The 21,628-nt window shown below is 72.7% G+C and carries 16 protein-coding genes; 8 read left to right on the top strand and 8 right to left on the bottom strand.

Annotated features, from left to right (window positions below):
• Positions 1-59: 59 nt before the first annotated feature.
• From OG982_RS21365 to OG982_RS21355, 3 genes are read left to right on the top strand one after another with little or no spacing between them, the layout of a single operon-like run.
• Positions 60-1,265: a glycosyltransferase family 4 protein gene (locus OG982_RS21365; protein WP_266791808.1), complete on the top strand. Its 1,206-nt coding sequence runs from the start codon at positions 60-62 to the stop codon at positions 1,263-1,265.
• Positions 1,262-2,995, top strand: coding sequence for a lipopolysaccharide biosynthesis protein (locus OG982_RS21360; protein WP_266784356.1), 1,734 nt, complete (start codon positions 1,262-1,264; stop codon positions 2,993-2,995). Before OG982_RS21365 ends, OG982_RS21360 begins: the two co-directional genes overlap by 4 nt.
• A complete protein-coding gene (locus tag OG982_RS21355; RefSeq protein WP_266784358.1) occupies positions 2,992-4,230 on the top strand; it encodes a hypothetical protein in 1,239 nt (412 codons plus the stop codon). The genes OG982_RS21360 and OG982_RS21355 overlap by 4 nt, the downstream gene beginning before the upstream one ends.
• A gap of 31 nt (positions 4,231-4,261) precedes the next feature.
• On the opposite strand, the gene OG982_RS21350 is transcribed toward OG982_RS21355, so the two are convergent.
• Complete coding sequence (locus OG982_RS21350; protein ID WP_266791810.1) at positions 4,262-5,698, bottom strand: hypothetical protein; 1,437 nt, start codon at positions 5,696-5,698, stop codon at positions 4,262-4,264.
• Between the two features lie 166 nt (positions 5,699-5,864).
• Between OG982_RS21350 and OG982_RS21345 the strand changes: the two genes are divergently transcribed.
• Both OG982_RS21345 and OG982_RS21340 read left to right on the top strand, forming a co-directional pair.
• On the top strand, positions 5,865-6,419 hold the full coding sequence (locus tag OG982_RS21345; protein ID WP_266784360.1) for a WcaF family extracellular polysaccharide biosynthesis acetyltransferase: 555 nt from the start codon (positions 5,865-5,867) through the stop codon (positions 6,417-6,419).
• The gene (locus tag OG982_RS21340; protein ID WP_266784362.1) at positions 6,416-7,537 is read left to right on the top strand and encodes a glycosyltransferase; all 1,122 of its coding nucleotides are present in this window, start codon (positions 6,416-6,418) and stop codon (positions 7,535-7,537) included. Before OG982_RS21345 ends, OG982_RS21340 begins: the two co-directional genes overlap by 4 nt.
• A 24-nt stretch (positions 7,538-7,561) precedes the next feature.
• On the opposite strand, the gene OG982_RS21335 is transcribed toward OG982_RS21340, so the two are convergent.
• The 4 genes from OG982_RS21335 to gmd form a co-directional block, all read right to left on the bottom strand.
• Entirely contained in the window at positions 7,562-7,780 is a 219-nt protein-coding gene (locus OG982_RS21335; RefSeq protein ID WP_266784364.1) for a DUF6458 family protein, read from the bottom strand.
• Between the two features lie 132 nt (positions 7,781-7,912).
• Positions 7,913-8,593: a hypothetical protein gene (locus OG982_RS21330; RefSeq protein ID WP_266784366.1), complete on the bottom strand. Its 681-nt coding sequence runs from the start codon at positions 8,591-8,593 to the stop codon at positions 7,913-7,915.
• Between the two features lie 100 nt (positions 8,594-8,693).
• Positions 8,694-11,471: a LamG-like jellyroll fold domain-containing protein gene (locus tag OG982_RS21325; RefSeq protein ID WP_266949108.1), complete on the bottom strand. Its 2,778-nt coding sequence runs from the start codon at positions 11,469-11,471 to the stop codon at positions 8,694-8,696.
• Between the two features lie 245 nt (positions 11,472-11,716).
• On the bottom strand, positions 11,717-12,730 hold the full coding sequence (gene gmd / locus OG982_RS21320; RefSeq protein WP_266784370.1) for a GDP-mannose 4,6-dehydratase: 1,014 nt from the start codon (positions 12,728-12,730) through the stop codon (positions 11,717-11,719).
• A 275-nt stretch (positions 12,731-13,005) separates the two neighbouring features.
• Here gmd and OG982_RS21315 point away from each other — a divergent pair, with 275 nt between their 5' ends.
• The gene (locus tag OG982_RS21315) at positions 13,006-13,950 is read left to right on the top strand and encodes a GDP-L-fucose synthase (protein WP_266949106.1); all 945 of its coding nucleotides are present in this window, start codon (positions 13,006-13,008) and stop codon (positions 13,948-13,950) included.
• A 37-nt stretch (positions 13,951-13,987) separates the two neighbouring features.
• Here the strand turns inward: OG982_RS21315 and OG982_RS21310 are convergent, their stop codons facing one another.
• Entirely contained in the window at positions 13,988-15,406 is a 1,419-nt protein-coding gene (locus tag OG982_RS21310; RefSeq protein WP_266784374.1) for a sugar transferase, read from the bottom strand.
• A gap of 451 nt (positions 15,407-15,857) precedes the next feature.
• Here OG982_RS21310 and OG982_RS21305 point away from each other — a divergent pair, with 451 nt between their 5' ends.
• The gene (locus OG982_RS21305) at positions 15,858-18,125 is read left to right on the top strand and encodes a M4 family metallopeptidase (protein ID WP_266949105.1); all 2,268 of its coding nucleotides are present in this window, start codon (positions 15,858-15,860) and stop codon (positions 18,123-18,125) included.
• A gap of 109 nt (positions 18,126-18,234) precedes the next feature.
• On the opposite strand, the gene OG982_RS21300 is transcribed toward OG982_RS21305, so the two are convergent.
• Both OG982_RS21300 and OG982_RS21295 read right to left on the bottom strand, forming a co-directional pair.
• Positions 18,235-18,720 carry a hypothetical protein gene (locus OG982_RS21300; RefSeq protein ID WP_266784378.1) on the bottom strand — a complete coding sequence of 162 codons (486 nt, stop codon included), beginning with the start codon at positions 18,718-18,720 and terminating at the stop codon, positions 18,235-18,237.
• 210 nt (positions 18,721-18,930) lie between these two features.
• Entirely contained in the window at positions 18,931-20,490 is a 1,560-nt protein-coding gene (locus OG982_RS21295) for an MFS transporter (protein ID WP_266784380.1), read from the bottom strand.
• A gap of 118 nt (positions 20,491-20,608) precedes the next feature.
• Here OG982_RS21295 and OG982_RS21290 point away from each other — a divergent pair, with 118 nt between their 5' ends.
• Positions 20,609-21,628 carry an Lrp/AsnC family transcriptional regulator gene (locus OG982_RS21290; RefSeq protein ID WP_266784383.1) on the top strand — a complete coding sequence of 340 codons (1,020 nt, stop codon included), beginning with the start codon at positions 20,609-20,611 and terminating at the stop codon, positions 21,626-21,628.

Below are 21,628 nucleotides of genomic sequence, written 5' to 3'. Positions count from 1 at the left end.
GCATCATCCAGGGGAGAAGGGGACGTTCAGTGTCCAGATCCGGTCACCGGCGCTTGCTGCTGGTTTCCACCAATTACGCTCCCGAGCACGCGGGCATTGGCCCGTACGCCACGCAGATCGCGGAGCACTGGGCAGATCTCGGCCACGAGACCCACGTCCTCGCGGGTATGCCGCACTACCCGGCGTGGTCCCTGGAGCCGGAGTACAAGGGGGCGCTCCGGCGCACGGAACGGCGCGCGGGGGTCACGGTGCACCGGCGCGCGCACACGGTGCCGGCCCGTCAGACCGCCGTGAAGCGGGCCCTGTTCGAAGGATCGATTCTGCTGCACGGCGCCGTGGCCCCGCCCCGGATGCCGAGGCCGGACGCGATCCTGGCCCAAATGCCCAGCCTGGCGGGCGGGGTGACGGCCGCCCGGCTCGCGGCGCGCTGGAAGGTCCCGTTCGTCCCGGTGGTCCAGGACCTGATGGGCGCCGCCGCCGCGCAGAGCGGGATCAGCGGTGGCGACAAGGCCGCCGTGATCGCCGGGCGCGCCGAGGCGTACACGCTCAGGCGGGCCACCCTGGTCGGCGTGATCCACGAGACCTTCGTGGATCGCGTCGTCGGGATGGGCGTGGACCCGGCGAAGATCCGGCTCGTGCCCAACTGGTCGCACGTGCCGCTGCCGACGAAGCCGCGCGGGGAGACCCGGCGGCACCTCGGCTGGGCCCCCGGCCAGACGGTCGTCCTGCACTCCGGGAACATGGGCCTCAAGCAGGGTCTCGAAGTCCTGGTCGGCGCGGCACGGCTGGATCCGGACGTCCGCTTCGTCCTCATGGGCGACGGCAGCCAGCGCGCGGCCCTCGCCGACCTCGCGGCCGACGTACCGAATCTGGACATCATCCCCCCTGCCGCGGACGGCGAGTTCCCGGATGTCCTCGCCGCGGCGGACGTCCTCGCGGTCACGCAGCACGCCGCCGTGATGGACATGAGCGTGCCGTCCAAACTCACCTCCTACTTCCAGGCCGGCCGGCCCGTCGTCGCCTCCGTCGCGGCGCGGGGCGGCACCGCCCAGGAAGTGGAGCGTTCGGGCGCGGGGGTGCTCGTGGCGCCGGAGGATCCGGGGGCCCTGCTGAAGGCCGTACGGGCGCTGGCCCAGGACCCCGAGGGCGCGGACCGGCTGGGAGCGGCCGGACCGCGCCACGTGGCGGCGCACCTGAGCCGCGAGGCGGGCCTGGCCCGCATCGACGCACTGATCGACGAAGCACTTGGGGGTACCCGGCCGTGATCGAGACGAACCGCCCGGCGGGACCCCCGGCCGAGGACGAACCCGACCTGCTGCGCGACCAGTTCCGCCAGCTCCTTCGCTACCGCCGCCTCATCGGGGCCGGCATCGGGATCGGCTTGCTGGGCGGCGTCTACCTCGGCATCTCCACCGCCGACACGTACGTCTCCGTCGCGGACATCGTGCTGCGCGCGCCGACCGACGACCCGTTCAACCCGAGCCTCGCGCCCGACAAGGCGATCAACATCGGCTCCGAGCGGCAGGTCGCGCTCTCCAGCTCCATAGCCACCGAGGCGGCGAAGAAGCTCGGCGTCTCCGCGACCGGCCTCGCCGCCCTGCGCAGCGGGCTCCAGGTGACGAACCCGCCGCAGACGATGGTGCTCCGCTTCACCTACACCTCCTCCTCCCCCAAGGAGGCCGCCCGGCGCGCGAACGCGCTGACCGAGGCGTACCTGCTGAAGCGGCAGGAGGCCCTCGACGTCACGCGCGACAAGATGGTCAAGGGCTACCAGGACCAGCGCGACCCGGTGGCCAAGCAACTGGACGAGCTCGCCAAGGACATCGCCCGGATGCCGGCCGGATCCGCGCGCGACGCCGCCAACTCCAGCAAGACGGACCTGCAGAGCGAGGTCGGCCGCTACAACAGCAGCATCACCAAGCTGGAAGCCCTGGACATGACCCCGGGCCGGGTCACCAGCCCGGCGACCGCGCCCACCGCGCCCGACGGCCCGGGCCTGCCCATGTCGCTCACGCTCGGGGCAGCCGTGGGCCTCGCCCTCGGCCTGCTCGCCGCGTGGGTACGGCTCGTCTTCGACCCGGCGCCGCGCTCCGAGGGCGACGTCGCCCGGTCCCTGCGCGCGCCCGTGCTGGGCTCCCTGCCGCGGGGCAAGACCGACGGCGGGCCGCTGCTCGCGGCGGGCGAGGAGGATCCCCGGCTCGCCGAGGAGTTCCGCTCGGTGGCGTTCCGGCTCGCCTACGACGCCCGGTTCGCCGACCGGCGCCGACTGCTGGTGGTGGCCCCGCGCGGCAGCAGCGAGATGGCCGCCGCCGTGGCCGTGAACCTGGCCGCGTCCTTCGCGGAGACCGGCAAGGACGTGCTGCTCATCGAGGCCGACCTGCGTACGCCGGTGCTGGCCAGCCAGCTGCCGACCGACGCGGGCGGGCGGCCCCGTTGGAGCCGGCTGCCGGACGGCGCGGGCTCCGGCGGACACCCCGGGCACGGGGACACCGACTGGCCCGGCGGGCGGCAGCTCGTCGTGGACGCCGGGGAGTCGGGCGCGTTCGACCTGATCCCGGGCGAGCGGGCCCGCAACGTGGCCCGCGCGCTGACCTCGCCGCAAACCACCCGGCTGATCTCCGAGGCCGACTCGCCCAACTCGACGGTCGTGGTGCTCGCGCCGCCGGTGCTCTCGTACGCGGACGCGCTGGCCCTGGTCGACCGCGTGGACGGCGTCCTCGTCGTCTGCGACCCGCGCGCCGTGCACCGCAGCGACCTGTCCCGGATCCGGGAGCTGATCAGCGGGGCCGGGGGCACGGTGCTGGGCGCGGTGCTGCACGCGCCGCTTCCGGGCGACAAGCGCGGCCGGGGCCGCAAGGGCACGGCGCCCGCTCCTTCGACGCCGGCCGCCGGGCCGGTGCCCGCGGTGGACGAGGACGATCCGGATCAGCCGCCGATTCCCGGGGACGGCACCGACACCGTCGCCCTGCGCACGGTCCGTACGGGCCGCAGGTGAGCCGGCGAGGCCTCGCGGCGGTCTCCTCGATCCTGGACCAGGCGGCGTCCAGCGCCACGAACATCCTGGTGCTGGTACTGGCCGCGCGGCTGTCGTCGGCGGCCGGCTTCGCCGACTTCTCGATGGTGTACGTCGCCTTCAGCGTGCTGCTCGGGCTGAACATGGCGTACGTCGGCCAGACGGTGGTGCTGGAGAAGGGCGACGGGCTCGGGGCGGTGTGCCGGTCCGCGGTGGCGTTCACGGGCGCGGCGTCGATGGTGGTCGGCGCGGTGCTCGCGGGTGTGGGGCTGTTGCTGCCGGGGCCGTCGGGGTGGGCGTTCCTCGCGCTGGGCCTCGTACTGCCGCTGGTGCTGGTGCAGGACGGGCTGCGGTACTGCTTCTCGGCGCTGCGGGCGCCGCAGCGGGCACTGGCCGCCGACGCGTTGCGGCTGGCGTGCGTGGTCGCGGCGCTGGCGATCCAGCCCTCGGGGGCCTCGGCCGGGCGGCTGGTGCTGGTGTGGGGCGTCTCGGCGCTGCCGGCGCTGGGGCTGGGCCTGTGGCTGCTCCGGCCGTACGTGCGCGGGATCGGCGCCGACGTCCGCCCGTACCTGCGCCGCGGGCACCTCGGCCGGCGCTTCGTGATCGAGTTCGCGGTGGGCAACGGCTCCAGCCAGCTGGCGGTGCTGGGCCTGGGTCTGTTCGCCACCCCTCTGGCGGTGGGCGCGCTACGCGGCGCCACGACCCTCTTCGGCCCGCTGAACGTCCTGTTCAACTCGGCGAACGCGTTCGGGCCGCCGGTGGTGGGGCGCGCTTCGGGAAAGCGCGGCGTGGTCCGGCTCACGGCCCTGATGGGCGGCGCGCTGGCCCTGCTGGCCGCCGGATGGGCGGCCGTGCTCCACTCCCTCCCCGCCGGCCCGGGCCGCCACCTCCTGGGCGGCACCTGGGCGGCGACCTCCGCGCTCCTCCCGGCGACGGGGGCGCAGTACGCGGTGATGGGCCTGGGCACCTGCGCCCTGCTCACCCTGCGCGTCCTGAACCCGAAGGCCACCCTGTCCCTCCAGGTCGTCTTCTCCCTGCTGTCGGTGGCCCTGCTTCTCGGCGGCTACGCGGCGTTCGGCGTGACGGGCGCCGCCTGGGGCCTGGCGGCCGGCTCGGCCCTCAAGGCCACCGCCGCCTGGCTCCGCGTCACCCGCCTCCCCGCCCCGGCCGCCGGCCCCGCCCAGGCCCCCGCCTCCGTCGCCGACGCGGCGCGGTAGACAACGGCGGCGCGGAGGGCACCGGGCCGCGTCAGTGGAGGGTGGTGGACCTGTCCTGGCGGTAGGTGGCCACCAGGGCCAGGCAGAGGGCGGCGATGGCGACGCGGCCCGAGGCCTGGAGGAGGGGGCCCCGCAGGAGGATGAAGGAGTAGCCCGCGACGAGGGGGACCACCACCGAGATCAGGCTGCCCGGGGGCGAGCGGCGGGTGGCGCGTCTGGCGTAGCGGCGGTCCACGCGCGCGGCGGCGTAACCCAGGGCGAGGAGGCCCGCGCCCATGCCCAGTGGACCGAAGTCGATCCACAGCTCCGCCCAGATCGGGGAGGAGAGGTTGGTGTTGACCGTGCCCATCCACTGCCCGACCATCACGCCCGTGTCGCGCGGCTTGCCCGGCCACACCGAGCGCGGCACCGCGAAGAAGACCGAGCCGGCGAGCTGGCGCCCGTAGAAGTGTCCGGGGCCGGAATCGGAGAAGGTGATGGTGTTGGCGAACATGCCGATCTGGTCGTAGTCCTTGAGGGCCATCGGCTCCAGGAAGGAAGTGGTCTCGACCGGCTTGTAGTTCTTCTCGTCGTACCGGAAGCGGTCCGCGAACGGGAAGACCAGCAGGGCGACGACCACCGCCATCGACAGCGCCACCCGGTACATCGCCGCGCTCACCGGGAAGACGGTGAACAGCAGCGCGAACAGCACCGTGAGGAACCAGTACCGCGGGTTCGAGACCGGGTTGTTGACCACCAGGTTGAGGACGGCGAGCGCCGCCCAGGTGGCGATGACCGAGACCTTGCGGCGGGCGTACGTCGAGGTGATCAGCCAGCGGGTGTAGAGGAGCAGGGACAGCAGCGCCGGTACCGTGCCGAAGCCGCGCAGGAGCGCCTGGCCGGCCTGGCCGTCGCCGTTGGAGACGCCCGCCTCCTCGATGCCCGCGATGATCTCCTGGCGGCTGGAGAAGAACACCGCCGGGCCGCCGAGCTTCATGATGAACGCCGCGCTGCACAGGAACGCGATCCCCGTGAGGAGCTGGAGGCGGCGCCGGTGCGCCATGACCGGCCGCGGCTCCTTCTGGGAGCCGCCCGCGCGGCCCGCAGGGCGGTGGCGGGCGAGCAGGACGCCCACGTCGAACGCCGTACAGCCGAGCAGCACCAGCCCGATGGCGAGCGTGAGGTCGGAGCGCGGTCCGACCACGGGGGTCGGGACCCGGCCGAGGACGGCCTGGGCGAGCGGGGCCACGCCCATCGCCATGTAGACGAAGAGCCAGAACGAGCCCTGGAGCAGCTTGCGCCGGCTGGTCAGCACCATCGCGGAGAGCCGGGCGCCCGCGTACATGGTGAGCAGGAGCTGGAGCCAGTAGGCCGCGTCGCGCTGCCCGTCGCCCGACTGGACGGCGACGAACAGCGGCAGGAAGACGGTGAAGCCGAGGATGAGCGGTACGGACAGCGCCCGCGAGAGCAGCGTGCGCGGGGTGGTGATCCGGCCCCAGCGCTTCTCGTCCTCGGCGTCGGGTGCCGGCCGCGGCCGTCGCGGCGCAACGGCGGGTTCGCGTACGTCCGTTGCCACTGCCGCCCCCACCCCATGTGCCTGGTCCGCGCGCAGTCTAATCTGAGCGGGCGACGCCCGGGGAGGCGCCGGGGGGCAGATGGAGGGGCGACCGTTGCGGGATCTTCCTGCGTTCACGCTGGCCGGATACGACAAGGGGCGCGGGCTGCTGACGCAGGCGCTCTGGTTCGCCGTGATGAACACGCTGTTCATGGCGTGGTTCTGCCCGGCGCGGCTGCGCGTGGCGCTGCTGCGGGCCTTCGGGGCGCGGATCGGCGAGGGCGTGCTGATCCGGCACAGGGTGCGGGTGCTGTGGCCGTGGAAGCTGACGGTCGGGGACCACACCTGGATCGGCGAGGGCGCCTGGCTGCTCAACCTGGAGCCGGTGACCATCGGTTCGCACGTGTGCGTCTCGCAGGAGGCCATGCTGTGCACCGGCTCGCACGACCACCGGGCCGCCGACTTCCGCTACCGCAACGCCCCGATCGTGGTCGAGGACGGTGCCTGGGTGGCCGTACGGGCGACCGTGCTGGCCGGGGTCACGATCGGCCGGTGCGCGGTCGCGGGCGCCGGGGCGGTCGTCCACAGAAACCTTCCCGCGCTGACCCTGCAGACGATGGACGGGCAGCGCCGCCCGGTCGAGGAGCCCAAGTGAGAGTCCTGCACGCCGTTACGCTGCACTCCCCCTCGCACGCCTTCGGCGGCCCGGTCCGGGTCGCGCTGAACCTGGCCAAGGGACTGCGGGCGCGGGGCCACGAGGCGCGGCTGCTGGCGCTGGGCGAGGGGTTCCCCGAGCCGTGGCCGACGGCGGTCGAGGGCGTCCCGGCGAAGCTCTTCCCGGCCCGGCGGATCCTGCCGCTGGGCTTCAGCGGGATGACCTCCCCGGCCCTGCTGGCCTCGGCGGGCCGTCTCGTACGGGACGCGGACGTGGTCCACGTACACCTGGCGCGGGACCTGGTGACGCTGCCGGTGGCCCTGGCGGCGCTGCGGGCGCGCAAGCCGCTGGTGCTCCAGACCCACGGCATGGTGGACCCGAGCGGGAAGGCGCTGGCCAAGGTGCTGGACGCGGTGGCGGTACGCCGGCTGCTGCGCGGTGCGGACGCCCTGCTGTACCTGACCCCGCACGAGCGCGAGGGCCTGGAGGCGGTGGCCGGGGGCCCGCTCGCGCGGGCGGTGCGGCTGGTGAACGGCACCCCGGCGCAGGACGAGCGGCCCGCCCCGGCCGGTCCCCCGCGCATCCTGTACTCGGCGCGGCTCCAGGCCCGCAAGCGCCCGGTCGACTTCGTGGACGCGGCACCGGCGGTCCTCGCGGCGCACCCGGACGCCGAGTTCGTGGTCGCCGGCCCCGACGAGGGCGAGCTGGCGGCGGTGCGGGCGCGGATCGGGGCGCTCGGGCTGTCGGCGCGCTTCACGGTGCCGGGGGCGCTGTCGGCCGAGGAGGTCCTGGCCGAGCTGCGGCGGGCCCACGTGTACGTACTGCCCTCGGTGGAAGAGCCGTTCCCGATGTCGGTACTGGAGGCCCTGGCGGTCGGCGTGCCGCCGGTCGTCACGCACTCCAACGGGCTGGCCCGCGACATCGCGGCGGCCGGCGCGGGCCACGCGGTGGACCCGGGCCCGGCGGGCGTCGCGCGGGCGGTGCTCGACCTGCTGGACCCCGCCGCGAACGACAAGGCCTCCCGCGCGGCCCGCGGACTGGCCGCCGGATCGTTCTCGATGGACGCCGTCCTGGACACCCTGCTGCCGGTCTACGAGGGGGCGCGGCGTCCGGTGTAGGACCGGCGCGGGACCGCCCGGCTGTCAGAACTCGTCGCGCCGCGTTTCGTCCACCACGGGGAGGGCGGCCGTGGCGCGGCGGCGCTTGAAGACGCTCGCGTACACCGCGAGGCCGAGGGCTCCGGCCGCCATCATGATCAGGCCGACCACGTCGAGGTTGACGCCGTCCATCTTCCAGTCGCTCGCGAAGGTGAGGACAGCCCCCACCACGATCAGGGCGATGCAGCCGCCGATTCCTCCCATGGATCCCGCCTCCGTAGTCGCGTTCGTGTGGTCGCGCTCGTGTGAAGGCGCGGCTACCCCGGGTCCGGACACGGAAACGCCCCCGGCGGCCGAACTCGCGGCCTTCGGGGGCGTCTTGGCGTGGAGCGACGGTTACGCGGGGATCCAGGCGTAGCAGCCCGTCGAGGTGAACTCGGCCGTGCCCGACGGGATCGTGGCGACGATCTTGTCACCCGCCTTGAGGGGCGCCTCCGGGCCCGAGGAGACCACCGCGCCGTCCTTCGACCTGGCCTCCCAGGTGCAGGTGGCGCTCTGGGTCAGCGCCCGGTACTTGCCCGCCGCCGGCGACTTGCGCGTGCCGTCGGGGAAGCCCTTCTCCGCCGCCGCCAGGATCGGCTTCTGCTCCGGGCACAGGTGCGTGATCGCGTCCTTCGCCGCCGGGATCTCCCCGGCGATGACGGCGCCGGTCGCCGCGTCCTTGTCGCGCTTCGCGGTGCGCTCCACCCGCTGGCAGGACTCCTGCCCGTTCTGCAGCACCGCCGCCGGGTCCGTCTTCTCCGGCACCCGGCCGCTCAGGTACTGCTTCTCGTTGGGCTTGAAGCTGCCCGTCTTCGGGGTCAGCTTCGCGTCCGGCAGCACCGGCCCGGTCGGCTTCGCGTCGGGCGCGGCGGCCGACGCGGCCGGCGAGTCCGCCGGGTCGGGGACCGACGAGGCGGCGGGCGGCTTCGGCTTCGCCGCCGCGGCGGGGTCGGCCTTGTCACCGTCCGAGCCGCAGCCGGTCAGCGTCAGGGCGGCGGCCAGCAGGACAGCAGCCGCTGCGGAGCGTCGGTACATCAGGTGGCTCCTGTACTTACTGGTACTCGGGTTCTCGGGTGGAGAGGACCGCGGGGCCCGGTCCGGAGAGCCGGGCCCCGCGGCGTCGGTCGGTCGGGGGCTACTTCACGCCGAAGGTGAGCACCAGCTGCGGTGCGCCCTCCGCCGCCGTCGCCTCCGAGGACCAGAGCCACAGCGGGTCGGTGCCCGTGCTCGTCAGGCCCATGCTGTACGTGGTGCCCAGCACCGCGGAGACCGCCGCGGTGTCCAGCTCCACGCTGTGGACGGCCGAGCCGTCCGGCACGCCCGCGATGGTGCCGAGCGGGGTGGTGCCCAGGGTGGGCTTGGTGTTGAAGGTCGTGCCCGCGCCCGTCCAGGTACCGGTGACCGGGACCACGGACACGGTGTCGGCCGTACCGGCACCGGCCTGCGTCGTGGTCTTGAACTGGAGCGACGCGGCCTTCAGGACCTGCCCGGCCGGCGCCGCCGGCAGGTTGAAGCGCAGGTACGTCTCGTACGCCGAGGTGCCGCGCACCGCGAGCGAGCTGGAGGCGCCGTAGGCGGTGCTCGGGGCACCCTGGTTGATGTAGGTGTCCTCGGTCGCGGTGACCTCGGAGACCGAGTCGGTCGGGGCCTTCGCCAGGTCGAAGTGGTTCTTGACCTGGGTCTGCGTCAGCGCCGTCGGGTAGACGGCCGTCTCGTCGATCTGACCGGCGAAGAAGTTGCTGGTCGGCTTGGTCGGCCAGCTGGCGAGGTTGTCGCCGCCGACGTGCCAGAAGCCCGCGTACGTCATGTTGCCCGTCGCGTTCAGCGAGTCCTTCTTCTGGCCGTCCACGTACAGCGTGATGCCGCCGGGGCCCTGCGTACCGACGACGTGGTGCCACTTGTTGTCGTTGTACGTCTCGAACAGGCCGGTGGCGACGGTCCGGGTGGAGCCGTTGTACACGCCGAAGATCAGACGACCGGTGTTGGTCATGTAGATCTGCTTGTCGTACGTGCCGCTGCTGCGCGCGTTGTTGTTGCCGAAGCCGACCAGCTTGCCGCCGCGCGTCGTGTTGGTCTTGAACCAGGTCTCGACGGTGAAGGTGGAGCCGACCGTCTGGCGGTGGTCGCTGTACACCTGCTGGCTGGTGCCGTTGAAGCCCATGGCCGTGCTGGTGCCGGTGACGGCCGCCGGGGTCTGGCGCAGCGCCGGGGCGTTCAGCTGGACGCCGCTGGTGTTGCCGCCCTCCGAGGAGTCGGCGACGTACGGGCTGACGGTGTCGTCGTAGCGCCAGTACAGGTTGGCGCCGTCGGCACGGACCTGGTTGGGGTACGACTGCACCGAGGTCGGGACCGTGACGGAGACGGAGGCCGACAGGGCGCTGGTGTTGCCCGCCGCGTCGGTCGCGGTCACCCGGTAGCTGTAGGACTGCCCGGCCTTGACGGTGGTGTCGTTCCAGGAGGCCTGCGGGCGCTCCCACTCCAGGGAGTTCGCGCTCACCGTGGCGATCGGCGAGGCCGAGCCGTTGCGGTAGACGCGGTACGTCAGCTTGCTGTCGTCCGCGTCGTAGCTGGTGCGCCAGCGCACCTGGGCCTCGCCGGGCTTGACGCTGGAGGCGCTGGCGACCGGGGTGGTCGGGGCGCCGACGTCGCCGGTGGAGGCGAAGCGGGTCAGGGCCTGCTGCTCCTTGCCGTTGATGAGGGTGAACTCACCGCCGACCCAGAGGTACTTGGTGTCGCCCTTGGCCGCCACGTCCATGACGCGCGGGCCGATGCCCTCGCCGATGCCGTCGTTCGCGGTGGGGTGCCAGCCGAGCTTGGCCGGGCCGCGCACGAAGCCGTCCACGGGCGCGGGGGCGGCGCCTTCGTGGTCGGTGCGCTGGGCCAGCAGGAAGTTCCGCTTGCCGTCGGGGAACTCCAGCTCGGTGGAGCAGTCGTGCGCGTGCGAGGAGCTGTAGAGCACGCCCTCGTACGGCAGCACGAACTGGGTCGCGCCGAGGCAGCGGTCGCGCCACTTCTCGTTGAAGTCGGTGGCGAGGCCCATGCGGCCGTCGAACACGCCGCCGCCGGAGCCCTCGGCGCCGGCGTAGTAGCCCGTCGCGTCGGCCGAGATGTCCTTGACCACGGAGTTCGACGGGATGCTGGTGTACGTCTTGGTGACGGCGCCGGTGGTGGCGTTCACGACGGCCAGCGCGTGCGTGTTGGCTCCGTTGACCGAGAAGAAGTCACCGCCGAGCAGGACGTTCTTGCCGTCGTTGCTGATCTCGACGGCGCGGCCGGGCTCGTCGGCGTTGGCGACGAAGGGCTTGATCGCACCGGAGGTGGCGTCGACCGCGGCGAAGCGCTCGCGGGTCTGGCCCTCGACGGCGGAGAAGTCGCCGGCCGCGTACAGCGTGTCGTCGGTGACGGCCAGCGCGCGCACGGTGGCGGGGAAGCCCGGGTGGAAGGACGCCTTGGGGGTGCAGCTCTCGATGTCGATCGCGGCGACGTTGGAGACCGGCGTGCCGTTGACGGCGCCGAAGTAGCCGCCCGCGTAGAGGGTCTTGCCGTCCTTGGACACCTCCAGCGCGCGCACCGTCGCGGTGCCGTCGCCGATGGTGAAGGCGAGGGTGCAGGAGGTCGGGTTGCCCGTCGCGGCGTCGAGGGCCACGAAGTTCACGGCCTCCTGCTCGGTGCCGCTGCCGGCGCCCTCGGGCGGGCGGACGGCGGAGAAGGTGCCGCCGGCGAAGACGGTGCCGCCCGTCTGGGCCATCGCCCAGACGACGCCGTTCGGCTGCCAGGTCGGCAGTTCGTCGGCGGTGAAGGCCACGGGCGCGGTGATGGCGGACGCCTGCGGCATCAGCACCAGGCCTACGCCGGTTCCCGCTCCGGCGAGTGACAGGGCGAGGGCGGCAGTCAGCCCTCTGGATCTACGCATGAGCCCCCCAGGGCAATTGCCCGGTTTGATGGCTGGAACTATCCGAACAGCCATATGTACTGGCGCAGACTAGGGCTCAGGCCTCGGCCCGGTCACCTCACTTGACCCACTGCATACCAACTTGCAGGCAACAGGGTCCAGCCTGGAGGGCGCACCACGGACATACGGCAGGTTTGCCCCGGCCACACCGCGCAGAGCTGTGGGAATGACCAGGACACGGCAAATCGTAGGCGAAATATATGCCCTCAGCGGTCGATACGGACCGTCACACCGGCCAACTGGTCCTGGACTTGGCGGATGTCGGCGTCCACCATGATCTGCGCTAGTTCGGACACGAGGACCGTCGGCTTCCAGCCAAGGATGTCGTGGGCCTTGCTCGCGTCGCCGATCAGGGCGTCGACCTCGCTGGGGCGCTCGTACTTGGGGTCGTAGCGCACGTGCTCGTTCCAGTCGAGACCGGCGTGCCCGAAGGAGGCCTCGACGAACTCGCGGACGGTGGCGGCGACTCCGGTGGCCACGACGTAGTCGGTGGGCTCGTCCTGCTGGAGCATGCGCCACATGGCGTCGACGTACTCGGGGGCGTAGCCCCAGTCGCGGACCGCGTCGAGGTTGCCGAGGTAGAGGCGGTCCTGGAGTCCGGCCTTGATGCGGGCGACCGCGCGGGTGATCTTGCGGGTCACGAAGGTCTCGCCGCGGCGCGGGGACTCGTGGTTGAAGAGGATCCCGTTGACGGCGAACATGTCGTACGCCTCGCGGAAGTTCACGGTGGTCCAGTACGCGAAGACCTTGGCGGCGCCGTAGGGGCTGCGCGGGTGGAACGGGGTGCCCTCGTTCTGCGGGGGCGGGGTGGCGCCGTACATCTCGGAGGACGAGGCCTGGTAGATCCGGGTGTCCACGCCGCTGGCCCGGATGGCCTCCAGCAGCCGGAGCGCGCCGAGGCCGGTGACGTCGCCGGTGTAGAGGGGGGCGTCGAACGACACGCGCACGTGGGACTGGGCGCCCAGGTTGTAGACCTCGTCCGGCCGTATCTCGCGGAGCAGGTTCACGAGGGCGACGCCGTCGGACAGGTCGCAGTGGTGCAGCACGAAGGACCGGTTCGCGGTCTGCGGGTCCTGGTAGATGTGGTCGATCCGCTCCGTGTTGAAGCTGGAGGACCGCCGCACGAGCCCGTGCACCGTATAGCCCTTGGAGAGCAGCAGCTCAGCGAGGTACGAGCCGTCCTGTCCGGTGACGCCGGTGATCAGTGCGGTCTTGCCCATCTGGGGTCCCCCTGGGGTTGGTTGTCGTGCGATGAGGCTGCGCCTCGGTCTGTGTTCCGGCCCGGCCTCGACCTGCTGCCGGCGGCCGTCCGTCTGGCGGGGAGTCATGCCGCCGCCCCCGGCCCGGGGCTGGATGCGTACCGTACATGGCGCGCCCGGTCCGGCGGCGGCGCCGGATCCGCGCGGCCGGGCCCGGGGTGCGCACCCGCCGGATGCGGACGCGGGATCCGGACTCCCCCCGAAACCCGCGGCGGTGGACTGGCATCATCGGCGGTATGACAAGTTCGCTGCCGCTTCTGCCCCCGCACGCCCGCGTCTTCGTCGCGGGGCACCGCGGTCTCGTCGGGTCCGCGGTCGTCCGGCGGCTCACCGCCGACGGCCACGAGGTGCTCACCCGCGGCCGGGCCGAGCTCGACCTGCGGGACGCCGCCGCGACCGGTGCGTACCTGAAGGACGTCCGCCCGGACGCCGTCGTGCTGGCCGCCGCCAAGGTCGGCGGCATCATGGCCAACAGCACCTACCCGGTGCAGTTCCTGGAGGACAACCTCAGGATCCAGCTCAGCGTCATCGCCGGGGCGCACGCCGCCGGGGTGGAGCGCCTGCTGTTCCTGGGCTCCTCCTGCATCTACCCCAAGCTGGCCCCGCAGCCCATCCGCGAGGACGCGCTGCTGACCGGCCCGCTGGAGCCCACCAACGAGGCCTACGCCCTCGCCAAGATCGCCGGCGTCGTCCAGGTCCAGTCGTACCGCAAGCAGTACGGGGCCTCGTACATCTGCGCCATGCCGACGAATCTCTACGGCCCGGGCGACAACTTCGACCTGGAGTCCTCGCACGTGCTGCCCGCGCTGATCCGGCGGTTCCACGAGGCCGCGGCCGAGGGCCGGGACGAGGTCACCCTGTGGGGATCGGGCACCCCGCGCCGGGAGTTCCTCCACGTGGACGACCTCGCGGCCGCCTGCGCCGTGCTGCTGAACACCTACGACGGCGACGAGCCCGTCAACATCGGCTGCGGCGAGGACCTCACCATCAAGGCGCTGGCCGAGACCGTCGCCGAGGTGACCGGCTTCCAGGGCCGGCTCGCCTGGGACACCTCGAAGCCGGACGGGACCCCGCGCAAGCTGCTCGACGTGTCGCGCCTGACCTCGCTGGGCTGGCAGCCGGACATCCCGCTGCGGGACGGCATCGCCGCCACGTACAAGTGGTGGCTCCAGCAGGGCTGACCGGACTGGCCGGGCCGGACGCACGGGACCCGGCCCCTCAGTACGCCCCGCGACCGTCGACGACGGCGCGGAGCGTACGGCCCATGACGTCGACATCGCTGGTGAAGGACCAGTTGTCGACGTACTGGAGATCAAGCTGAATCGTTTCGTCCCAGGAGAGGTCCGACCGCCCGCTGATCTGCCACAGCCCCGTCATCCCGGGCCGCACCGTGAGCCGGCGCAGCTCGACCTCGTCGTACTGGGCCACCTCCTCCGGCAGCGGCGGGCGCGGGCCGACCAGCGACATACTGCCCGTCAGTACGTTGAACAGCTGCGGCAGTTCGTCCATCGATGTGCGGCGCAGCAGTCGGCCCACCCGGGTCACCCGGGGGTCGCGCCGCATCTTGAACATCAGGCCGTCGTTCTCGTTGGCCCCGGAGAGCTCGGCCTTGAGCCGGTCGGCGTCCACGACCATGGTGCGGAACTTCCACATGACGAACGGGACCCCGTCGCGGCCGATCCGGCGCTGGTTGTAGAAGGCTGGGCCACGCGAGGAGAAACGTATCGCCAGCACGACCGCGAGGAAGAACGGGGACAGCGCCAGCAGCCCGAGCCCCGCCCCGACGCGGTCCAGCACCGACTTGAGCAGGGTCTGCACCCCGCGCCGCACCGGCGGCGCGACCCGCAGCACGGCGAGCCCCCCGGCCGACAGGGTCTCCAGCCGCTTGACTGACACCTCGACCAGCCCCGGGAACACCGCCAGTTCGAGCCCGGCGTCGTGCAGCGCCCAGGCCACCCTGCGCAGCCGCTCCCCCGCGATCCGCGCCCCGGGCGCCACCAGCACGAGGTCCGCGTGGTGGGCGCGGACGGCGCCGAGCACGGCGGCCTGGTCCTCGTTCGGCGCGTCCGGCACCCCCGGGGCCAGCCGGCCCGCGACGGGCACCCCGCTCTCCAGGGCGCCCGCGCCGACCGGCATCACGCCGACGACGACGTACGGGTGGTCGGTCCGCGCGGCCAGGTGCGCGATGACGTCCTCGGCGGCCCCGGGCTCACCCACCACCAGCACCCGGCTGACCGCCTGCGCCTCGCGGCGTGCAGCGGAGAGGTGGCGGTAGGTCAGCTTGTGGCAGGCGACGGTGACGAGCAGGGCGGGCAACAGCGCCCCGAGGGCGGCCAGTCGGGGGGTGCTCTCGTCGGTGATCACCCGGGCGACGGCGAGGACACCGATCAGAATCAGCCAGTCATGGAGGACGGTGAGCACGCCGCGCGATTCTCCGAGCGCCCGGGCCGCGTAACGCCGCCGCAGCGCTTGCACCCCGGTCCACGCCAGCGCGGCGCCGACGGCGCAGTACACGGGCCGGACCTGCTGCGCCGCGTCGAAGACGAGCCCGACGGGGACTGCCGTACCGAGGAAGTCGGCCGTGACGGCGGCGGGCAGGTACCACCGCGCCTTGTCCCCGAGGCGGCGCGCGGGCACGGTGTAGGGTCCAGCCGGCTCGGCGGCCGCACCGGCCACGGTTTGCGCAGGAAAATGGACATGCCTCACAGGGCCCCCCTGGCACGTGGTCTATGGCAGTGGCGCGTGCCCGTGGCTTCCCCAAACGACGGGCGACTGTCGCACCGGGAAACAGTACGACAAACACCCGTACGGTAGGTGCCGTTCGGGTTAACGAGAGCGCTTCTTGCTCAAGAGATGACAACCGGTACCAGTCATTCCAAGGGGCGTCCTCCGCCCTCCCACACAAAGGTGAATGGTTCGGATACCGGATACGTCTCCTCGGACAACGAACCGTTTCCAGCCAACCTTTTGACGCGGCCCTGACATTGCGTGCGGTAACTGGCACTCTTCGATCCGTTCATCGCACCAGCCTGCTCTGCCCGGAGGCCCACCCAGCCGTCCGGAACCCCCCTTGCAGAAGGAGTCTGCGTTGAGTCCCACCCCCCACAGGCGTTCCACCGCCATCGGCGCGCTCATAGCCGCCGCCGCGATGCTCGCCGTAGGCATTCAGGCAGGTACAGCCACCGCAGACGCCACCGCGTCCTCAGGGGCCAAGGCCGTCCAGTCCAACCCGGGCGCGGCCCCCAAGGCCCTGAGCGCCTCGGAGCGTGCGACGCTCCTGGCCGGCGCCAACTCCACCACCGTGCAGGCCGCGAAGGCCCTCGGTCTCGGTGGCAAGGAGAAGCTCGTCGTCCGCGATGTCGTCCAGGATGCGGACGGCACGACGCACACGACGTACGAGCGCACCTACGACGGTCTGCCCGTGCTCGGCGGCGACCTCACGGTCCACGCCAAGAACGGCGTGACCAAGAGCGTCACCAAGGCGACGAACCACGAGATCAAGGTCGACACCAGCGCCTCGGTCACCCCCGCGGCCGCCGAGAGCCAGGCCATCTCCGCCGCCAAGTCCCAGGGCGGCAAGGAGGCGAAGGCCTCCAAGAACGCCCGCAAGGTGGTCTGGGCGGCCGAGGGCGCTCCGGTCCTGGCGTTCGAGACCGTCGTCGGCGGCCTCCAGGACGACGGCACCCCGAGCGAGCTGCACGTGGTCACCGACGCCAAGACCGGCGCGAAGATCACCGAGTGGCAGGCCATCGAGACCGGCACCGGCAACACCATGTACAGCGGCCAGGTGACCCTCGGGACCGCGCAGTCGGGCAGCAACTACACGCTGACCGACACCGGCCGCGGCAACCACAAGACGTACAACCTCAACCGCGGCTCCTCCGGCACCGGCACGCTCTTCTCCGGCCCGGACGACATCTGGGGCAACGGCGCGGCCTCCAACCTGGAGACCGCCGCCGCGGACGCCCACTACGGCGCGGCCGTCACGTGGGACTACTACAAGAACGTGCACGGCCGCAACGGCCTGCGCAACGACGGCGTCGCGCCCTACAGCCGGGTCCACTACGGCAACGCGTACGTGAACGCCTTCTGGGACGACTCCTGCTTCTGCATGACGTACGGCGACGGCGAGGGCAACAACAAGCCGCTCACCTCCACCGACGTGGCCGCGCACGAGATGACCCACGGTCTGACCTCGGTCACCGGCAACATGACCTACAGCGGTGAGCCCGGCGGTCTGAACGAGGCCACCTCCGACATCATGGCGGCGGCGGTCGAGTTCTACGCCAACAACCCGCAGGACGTCGGCGACTACCTGGTCGGCGAGAAGATCGACATCAACGGCGACGGCACCCCGCTGCGCTACATGGACAAGCCGAGCAAGGACGGCGCGTCCAAGGACTCCTGGTACTCCGGCCTCGGCGGCATCGACGTCCACTACTCCTCGGGCCCGGCCAACCACTGGTACTACCTGGCCTCCGAGGGCTCCGGCGCCAAGGTCATCAACGGCGTGAGCTACAACTCGCCGACCTCCGACGGCCTGCCGGTCACCGCCATCGGCCGTGATGCCGCGTCGAAGATCTGGTTCCGCGCACTGACCACCGGTCTGTTCAAGTCGAACACGAACTACGCGGCCGCCCGTACGGCGACCCTGCAGGCCGCCGCCGACCTGTACGGCGCCAACTCGGTCACCTACAACAACGTGGCCAACGCCTGGGCGGCCATCGGTGTCGGCGCCCGGCCGCCGCAGTCCGGCGTCTCGGTGACCCCGATCGCCAACCAGACCACCCAGATCAACACCGCCGTGAGCCTTCAGGTCCAGGCGACCAGCACCAACCCGGGTGCGCTGAGCTACGCGGCGACCGGCCTGCCGGCCGGCCTGTCGATCAACTCCTCGACCGGTCTGATCTCCGGTACGCCGACCACCGCGGGCACGTCCAACGTGACCGTGACGGTGACGGACTCGGCGAGCAAGACGGCTACGACGTCCTTCACCTGGACCGTCGGCACGTCGCAGCAGAACGTGTTCGAGAACACGAACGACTACCAGATCGCGGACAACGCGACCGTCGAGTCGCCGATCGCCGTGACCCGCACGGGCAACGCCCCGAGCACCCTCAAGGTGGACGTGAACATCGTCCACACCTACGTCGGTGACCTGAAGGTCGACCTCGTCGCCCCCGACGGCACCGTCTACAACCTGCGCAACCGCACCGGCGGCAGCGCGGACAACATCGTCCAGTCCTTCACCGTCAACGCCTCGTCCGAGGTGGCGCAGGGCACCTGGAAGCTCCGGGTGGCGGACCAGGCCAGCCTGGACACCGGCTACATCAACAGCTGGAAGCTCACCTTCTGACCCCACCGGGGCAGGACGTGAACCACGGCTGAACCGCTGAAAGCACGGGGCCGCCCGGGAGGAAACCTCCCCGGGCGGCCCTGTTCCATTGACCGCGGGTGCCTGCCGGTCAGCCGATGGAGCGCAGGACGGTCCGCATGAGGTCCTCTTCCTCGTCCGCGTCGTGCTGCCAGTTGCCGTTCCCGCCGCCCTGGTTGTCCGGGCGGCCGTGGTACTCGTCGTCCTCGGTCGGGACGAAGAGGACGGAGGCGACCTCCAGGTTCCCGCGCGAGCGCTGGCCCGGGGCGAGCGTCTCGACTTCCCGGCCGCTGCAGGTGGCGTTGTCGAAGAGGATCGCGAGGGAGCGGGTCTCGTTGCGCACCTGGTAGGCCGGGTCGCTCTCCGACGTGTGCGTCAGCCGGTAGCAGGTGTCGTTGTCGGCGGGCTGCAGCTGCGCCTGGCGCTCGTAGCCGTTCTCGTCGACGAACCGGTAGTGCAGCTCGCCGAGGGTGCGGCCGTCGCGGCCGTCGTGGTCGGTGGCCAGCGACGGGCCGGCGGTGGGCAGGACGATCGCGAGGGCGCCGAGGAGCGCGGCGGCGGTGGTGCGAACACGCATGTGGGGAGTCCGTTTCTCGGGTTCCGCGGATGCCGGTCCGGTGGCATCCGCGGGAAGCGTAGGAGCGGACGCGCCTGCTGAAACGATTCATCGGGCTCAGCGTGTTCGAAGGTTCACCCGTGAGGGCCGCTCCTACCGGCCGTCCGGCCCGGCCGCGCCCGCGGTCGGGGTCCTTCCCGGCCCGGCCGCGCCCGCGGTCGGGGCCTTTGGTCAGCTCGCTTCCGTCCGGGCCGGCGCCGGCGTGGTGGGGGTCGGGCGGGTTGCCGGGAGGGCGGTCGGGGGTGCGGCCGCCGCGCGCGGCGTGCGGACGAGGAGCAGGACCAGGAGCGCGCCCAGGAGGCCCATCGCGCCGGCGACCGCGAAGGTCTCCCGCAGGCCGCTCGCGAAGGCCAGGTCCACCAGGTGGGCCGTCGACTCCCGCGCCGGACCCGTCGGGGCCGCGCCGATCAGCCGGCCCGCCTGGCCGGAGGCCAGGGCCTCGGCCGTCTCCGCCGTCTCCCGCGCCCCGCCGCCGCCGAGGCCGGACCGCAACCCCGCGTGGAAGACGGCGCCCAGGACCGCGATCCCCAGCGCGTTGCCCAGCTGCCGCGCGGTGTTGAGCGCCCCGCCCGCCATGCCCGCCCGGGCCGGAGCCACCGCCGCCATCGCGGCCGCGGCCAGCGCCGGCGTCGCCGCGCCCACGCCGACACCGGTCACGACCAGCCCCGGCACCAGCGCCGGCCAGCCGTCGCCCGCGTCCAGCAGCAGCGCCTGGAGCAGCGCCCCGACGCCGATCAGCAGCAGCCCGCCGCCCACGGTGAGCCGGGCCGGCAGCCCGTGCAGCCGCCGGCCGGCCGCGGCGGAGACCGCGAACGAGGCGAGGCTCAGCGGCACCAGCACCAGCCCCGCGCCGACCGGCCCCAGGCCCTCGGCCGACTGGAGCCACAGCGAGGTGTACATGAGGTACGAGAAGGCCGCGCCGGAGAGCAGCAGCGCGCCCGCCATGATGCCGGTGAAGGCCGGGGAGCGCAGCAGCGACAGGTCCAGCATCGGGTGGGCGCCGCGCAGTTCGGCCGCCACGAAGGCGGCGAAGGCGAGGGCCGCGAGCCCGAACAGCCCGAGGGTGACGCCCGAGGTCCAGCCGTCCTCGCCGCCCCGGATCAGCGCGTACGTCAGGGTGGCGGCGCCGGCCGTGAAGGTGGCCATGCCCGTCAGGTCCAGCCCCTTGGCGCGCGGGTCACGGGACTCGCCGACCGCGCGGAGGGTGACGTACACCGCGAGCGCGGAGACCGGCAGGTTGATGAAGAAGATCCAGCGCCAGCCGAACTGCTCGGTGAGGACGCCCCCGATGATCGGCCCGGCGGCCGCGGCCGCGCCGTTGACCGCGCCCCAGACGCCGAAGGCGACGCCCCGGTCGCGCCCCTGGTAGGCCGCGCTGAGCAGGGCCATGGTGGTGGCGAACATGGCCGCGCCGCCGACGCCCTGGAGGGCGCGGAAGGCGATCAGCTGACCGGGCCCGGTGGCCAGCCCGCAGGCGAGCGAGGCGACGGCGAACAGGGCGAGGCCGCCGAGGTAGACGCGGCGGCGGCCGATCCGGTCGGCCAGCGCGCCGGCGCCGAGCAGCAGCGCGGCGAGGGCCAGGGCGTAGACGTCCATCACCCACTGGAGGCCGGCGAACGCGCTGTGCATGTCGGCTGCCATGTCGGGCAGTGCGACGGTGACGATCGTGACGTCGACCAGCAGCATGAACGCCCCGAGGCAGACCGCGGTCAGCGGCAGCCACTTGCGCATGGGTTTCTCCTTCGTCGTTCGAAGGCGCCACGGTGACAGGCGGGCGGGCGGTTCCTTCAGCCGGAGGCCGGGGTCCGCCGGATTCCGGTCACACGATCCCCTGGGATGATGGATACCGATGACCGGAGCCAAGCAGGACCTCGTGCCGGACCGCCTCGACCGGGAGCTGATCGAGGCGCTGATGATCGACGGCCGGGCGCCCTTCAGCCGGCTCGCCGAGGTGCTGGGGGTCTCCGACCAGACGGTGGTGCGGCGCTACCGCCGCATGCGCGGCGCTGGCCTGCTGCGGGTGGTGGGGCTGCCGCTGGGGCGCCGGGTCGGCCTCTTCGAGTCGTGGCTGCGGGTGCAGTGCGCGCCGGACGCGGCCCTCGCGGTGGCGGAGGCGCTGGCCCGGCGGCCGGACATCGCCTGGGTGAAGCTCGGCTCGGGCGGCACGGAGATCCACTGCATGACGAAGGCGCGGACCCGGCAGGACCGCGACGTGCTGCTGCTGGACAAGCTGCCGCGCACCCGCCGGGTGACCGGGGTCAGCGCGCACACCATCCTGCGGACGTTCACGGGCGGCCCGGACCGCTGGTTCGGCCTGGAGGCCCTGCGTCCGGAGCAGGCGGCGGCGCTGGAGCGGCCGGCTCCCGAGGGCCCGCCGCCGCCGGAGCGGTACGGCCTGGACGAGGCGGAGCTGGCCCTGCTCTCCGTACTGGGCCGCGACGGCCGGGCCGGGTACCCGGAACTGGCGGCGGCCTCCGGGCTCTCGGAGTCCACGGCGCGCCGCCGGCTCGACCGGCTGCGGGAGCTGGGGGCGGTCTACTTCGACGTGGAGCTCGTCCCGGCGGCGCTGGGGTACGAGGCGGAGGCGACGCTGTTGCTGACCGCGGCCCCGGCGCAACTGGCGGAGGTGGGCGCGGCGCTCGGCGGCCATCCGGAGGTGCCGTACGCGGCGGTGGTGACCGGCGCGGCCAATGTGCTGGCGGTGGTGGTGTGCCGGGACACCGACGCGCTCTACACGTACCTGACCGAGCGCGTCGGCGCGGTGGCCGGTGTCCGGCAGGTGGAGGTGATCCCGACCCTGCGCAGCGTGAAGCGGGCCGGGATGTTCGTGGAGGACGGGCGGCTGGTCGACCCGCCGCCCGCCTCCTGA

The sequence above is a fragment of the Streptomyces sp. NBC_01551 genome, assembly GCF_026339935.1.
In the GTDB taxonomy this organism is placed as follows: Bacteria; Actinomycetota; Actinomycetes; order Streptomycetales; family Streptomycetaceae; genus Streptomyces.
This window is presented reverse-complemented; position numbering and strand designations above follow the sequence as displayed.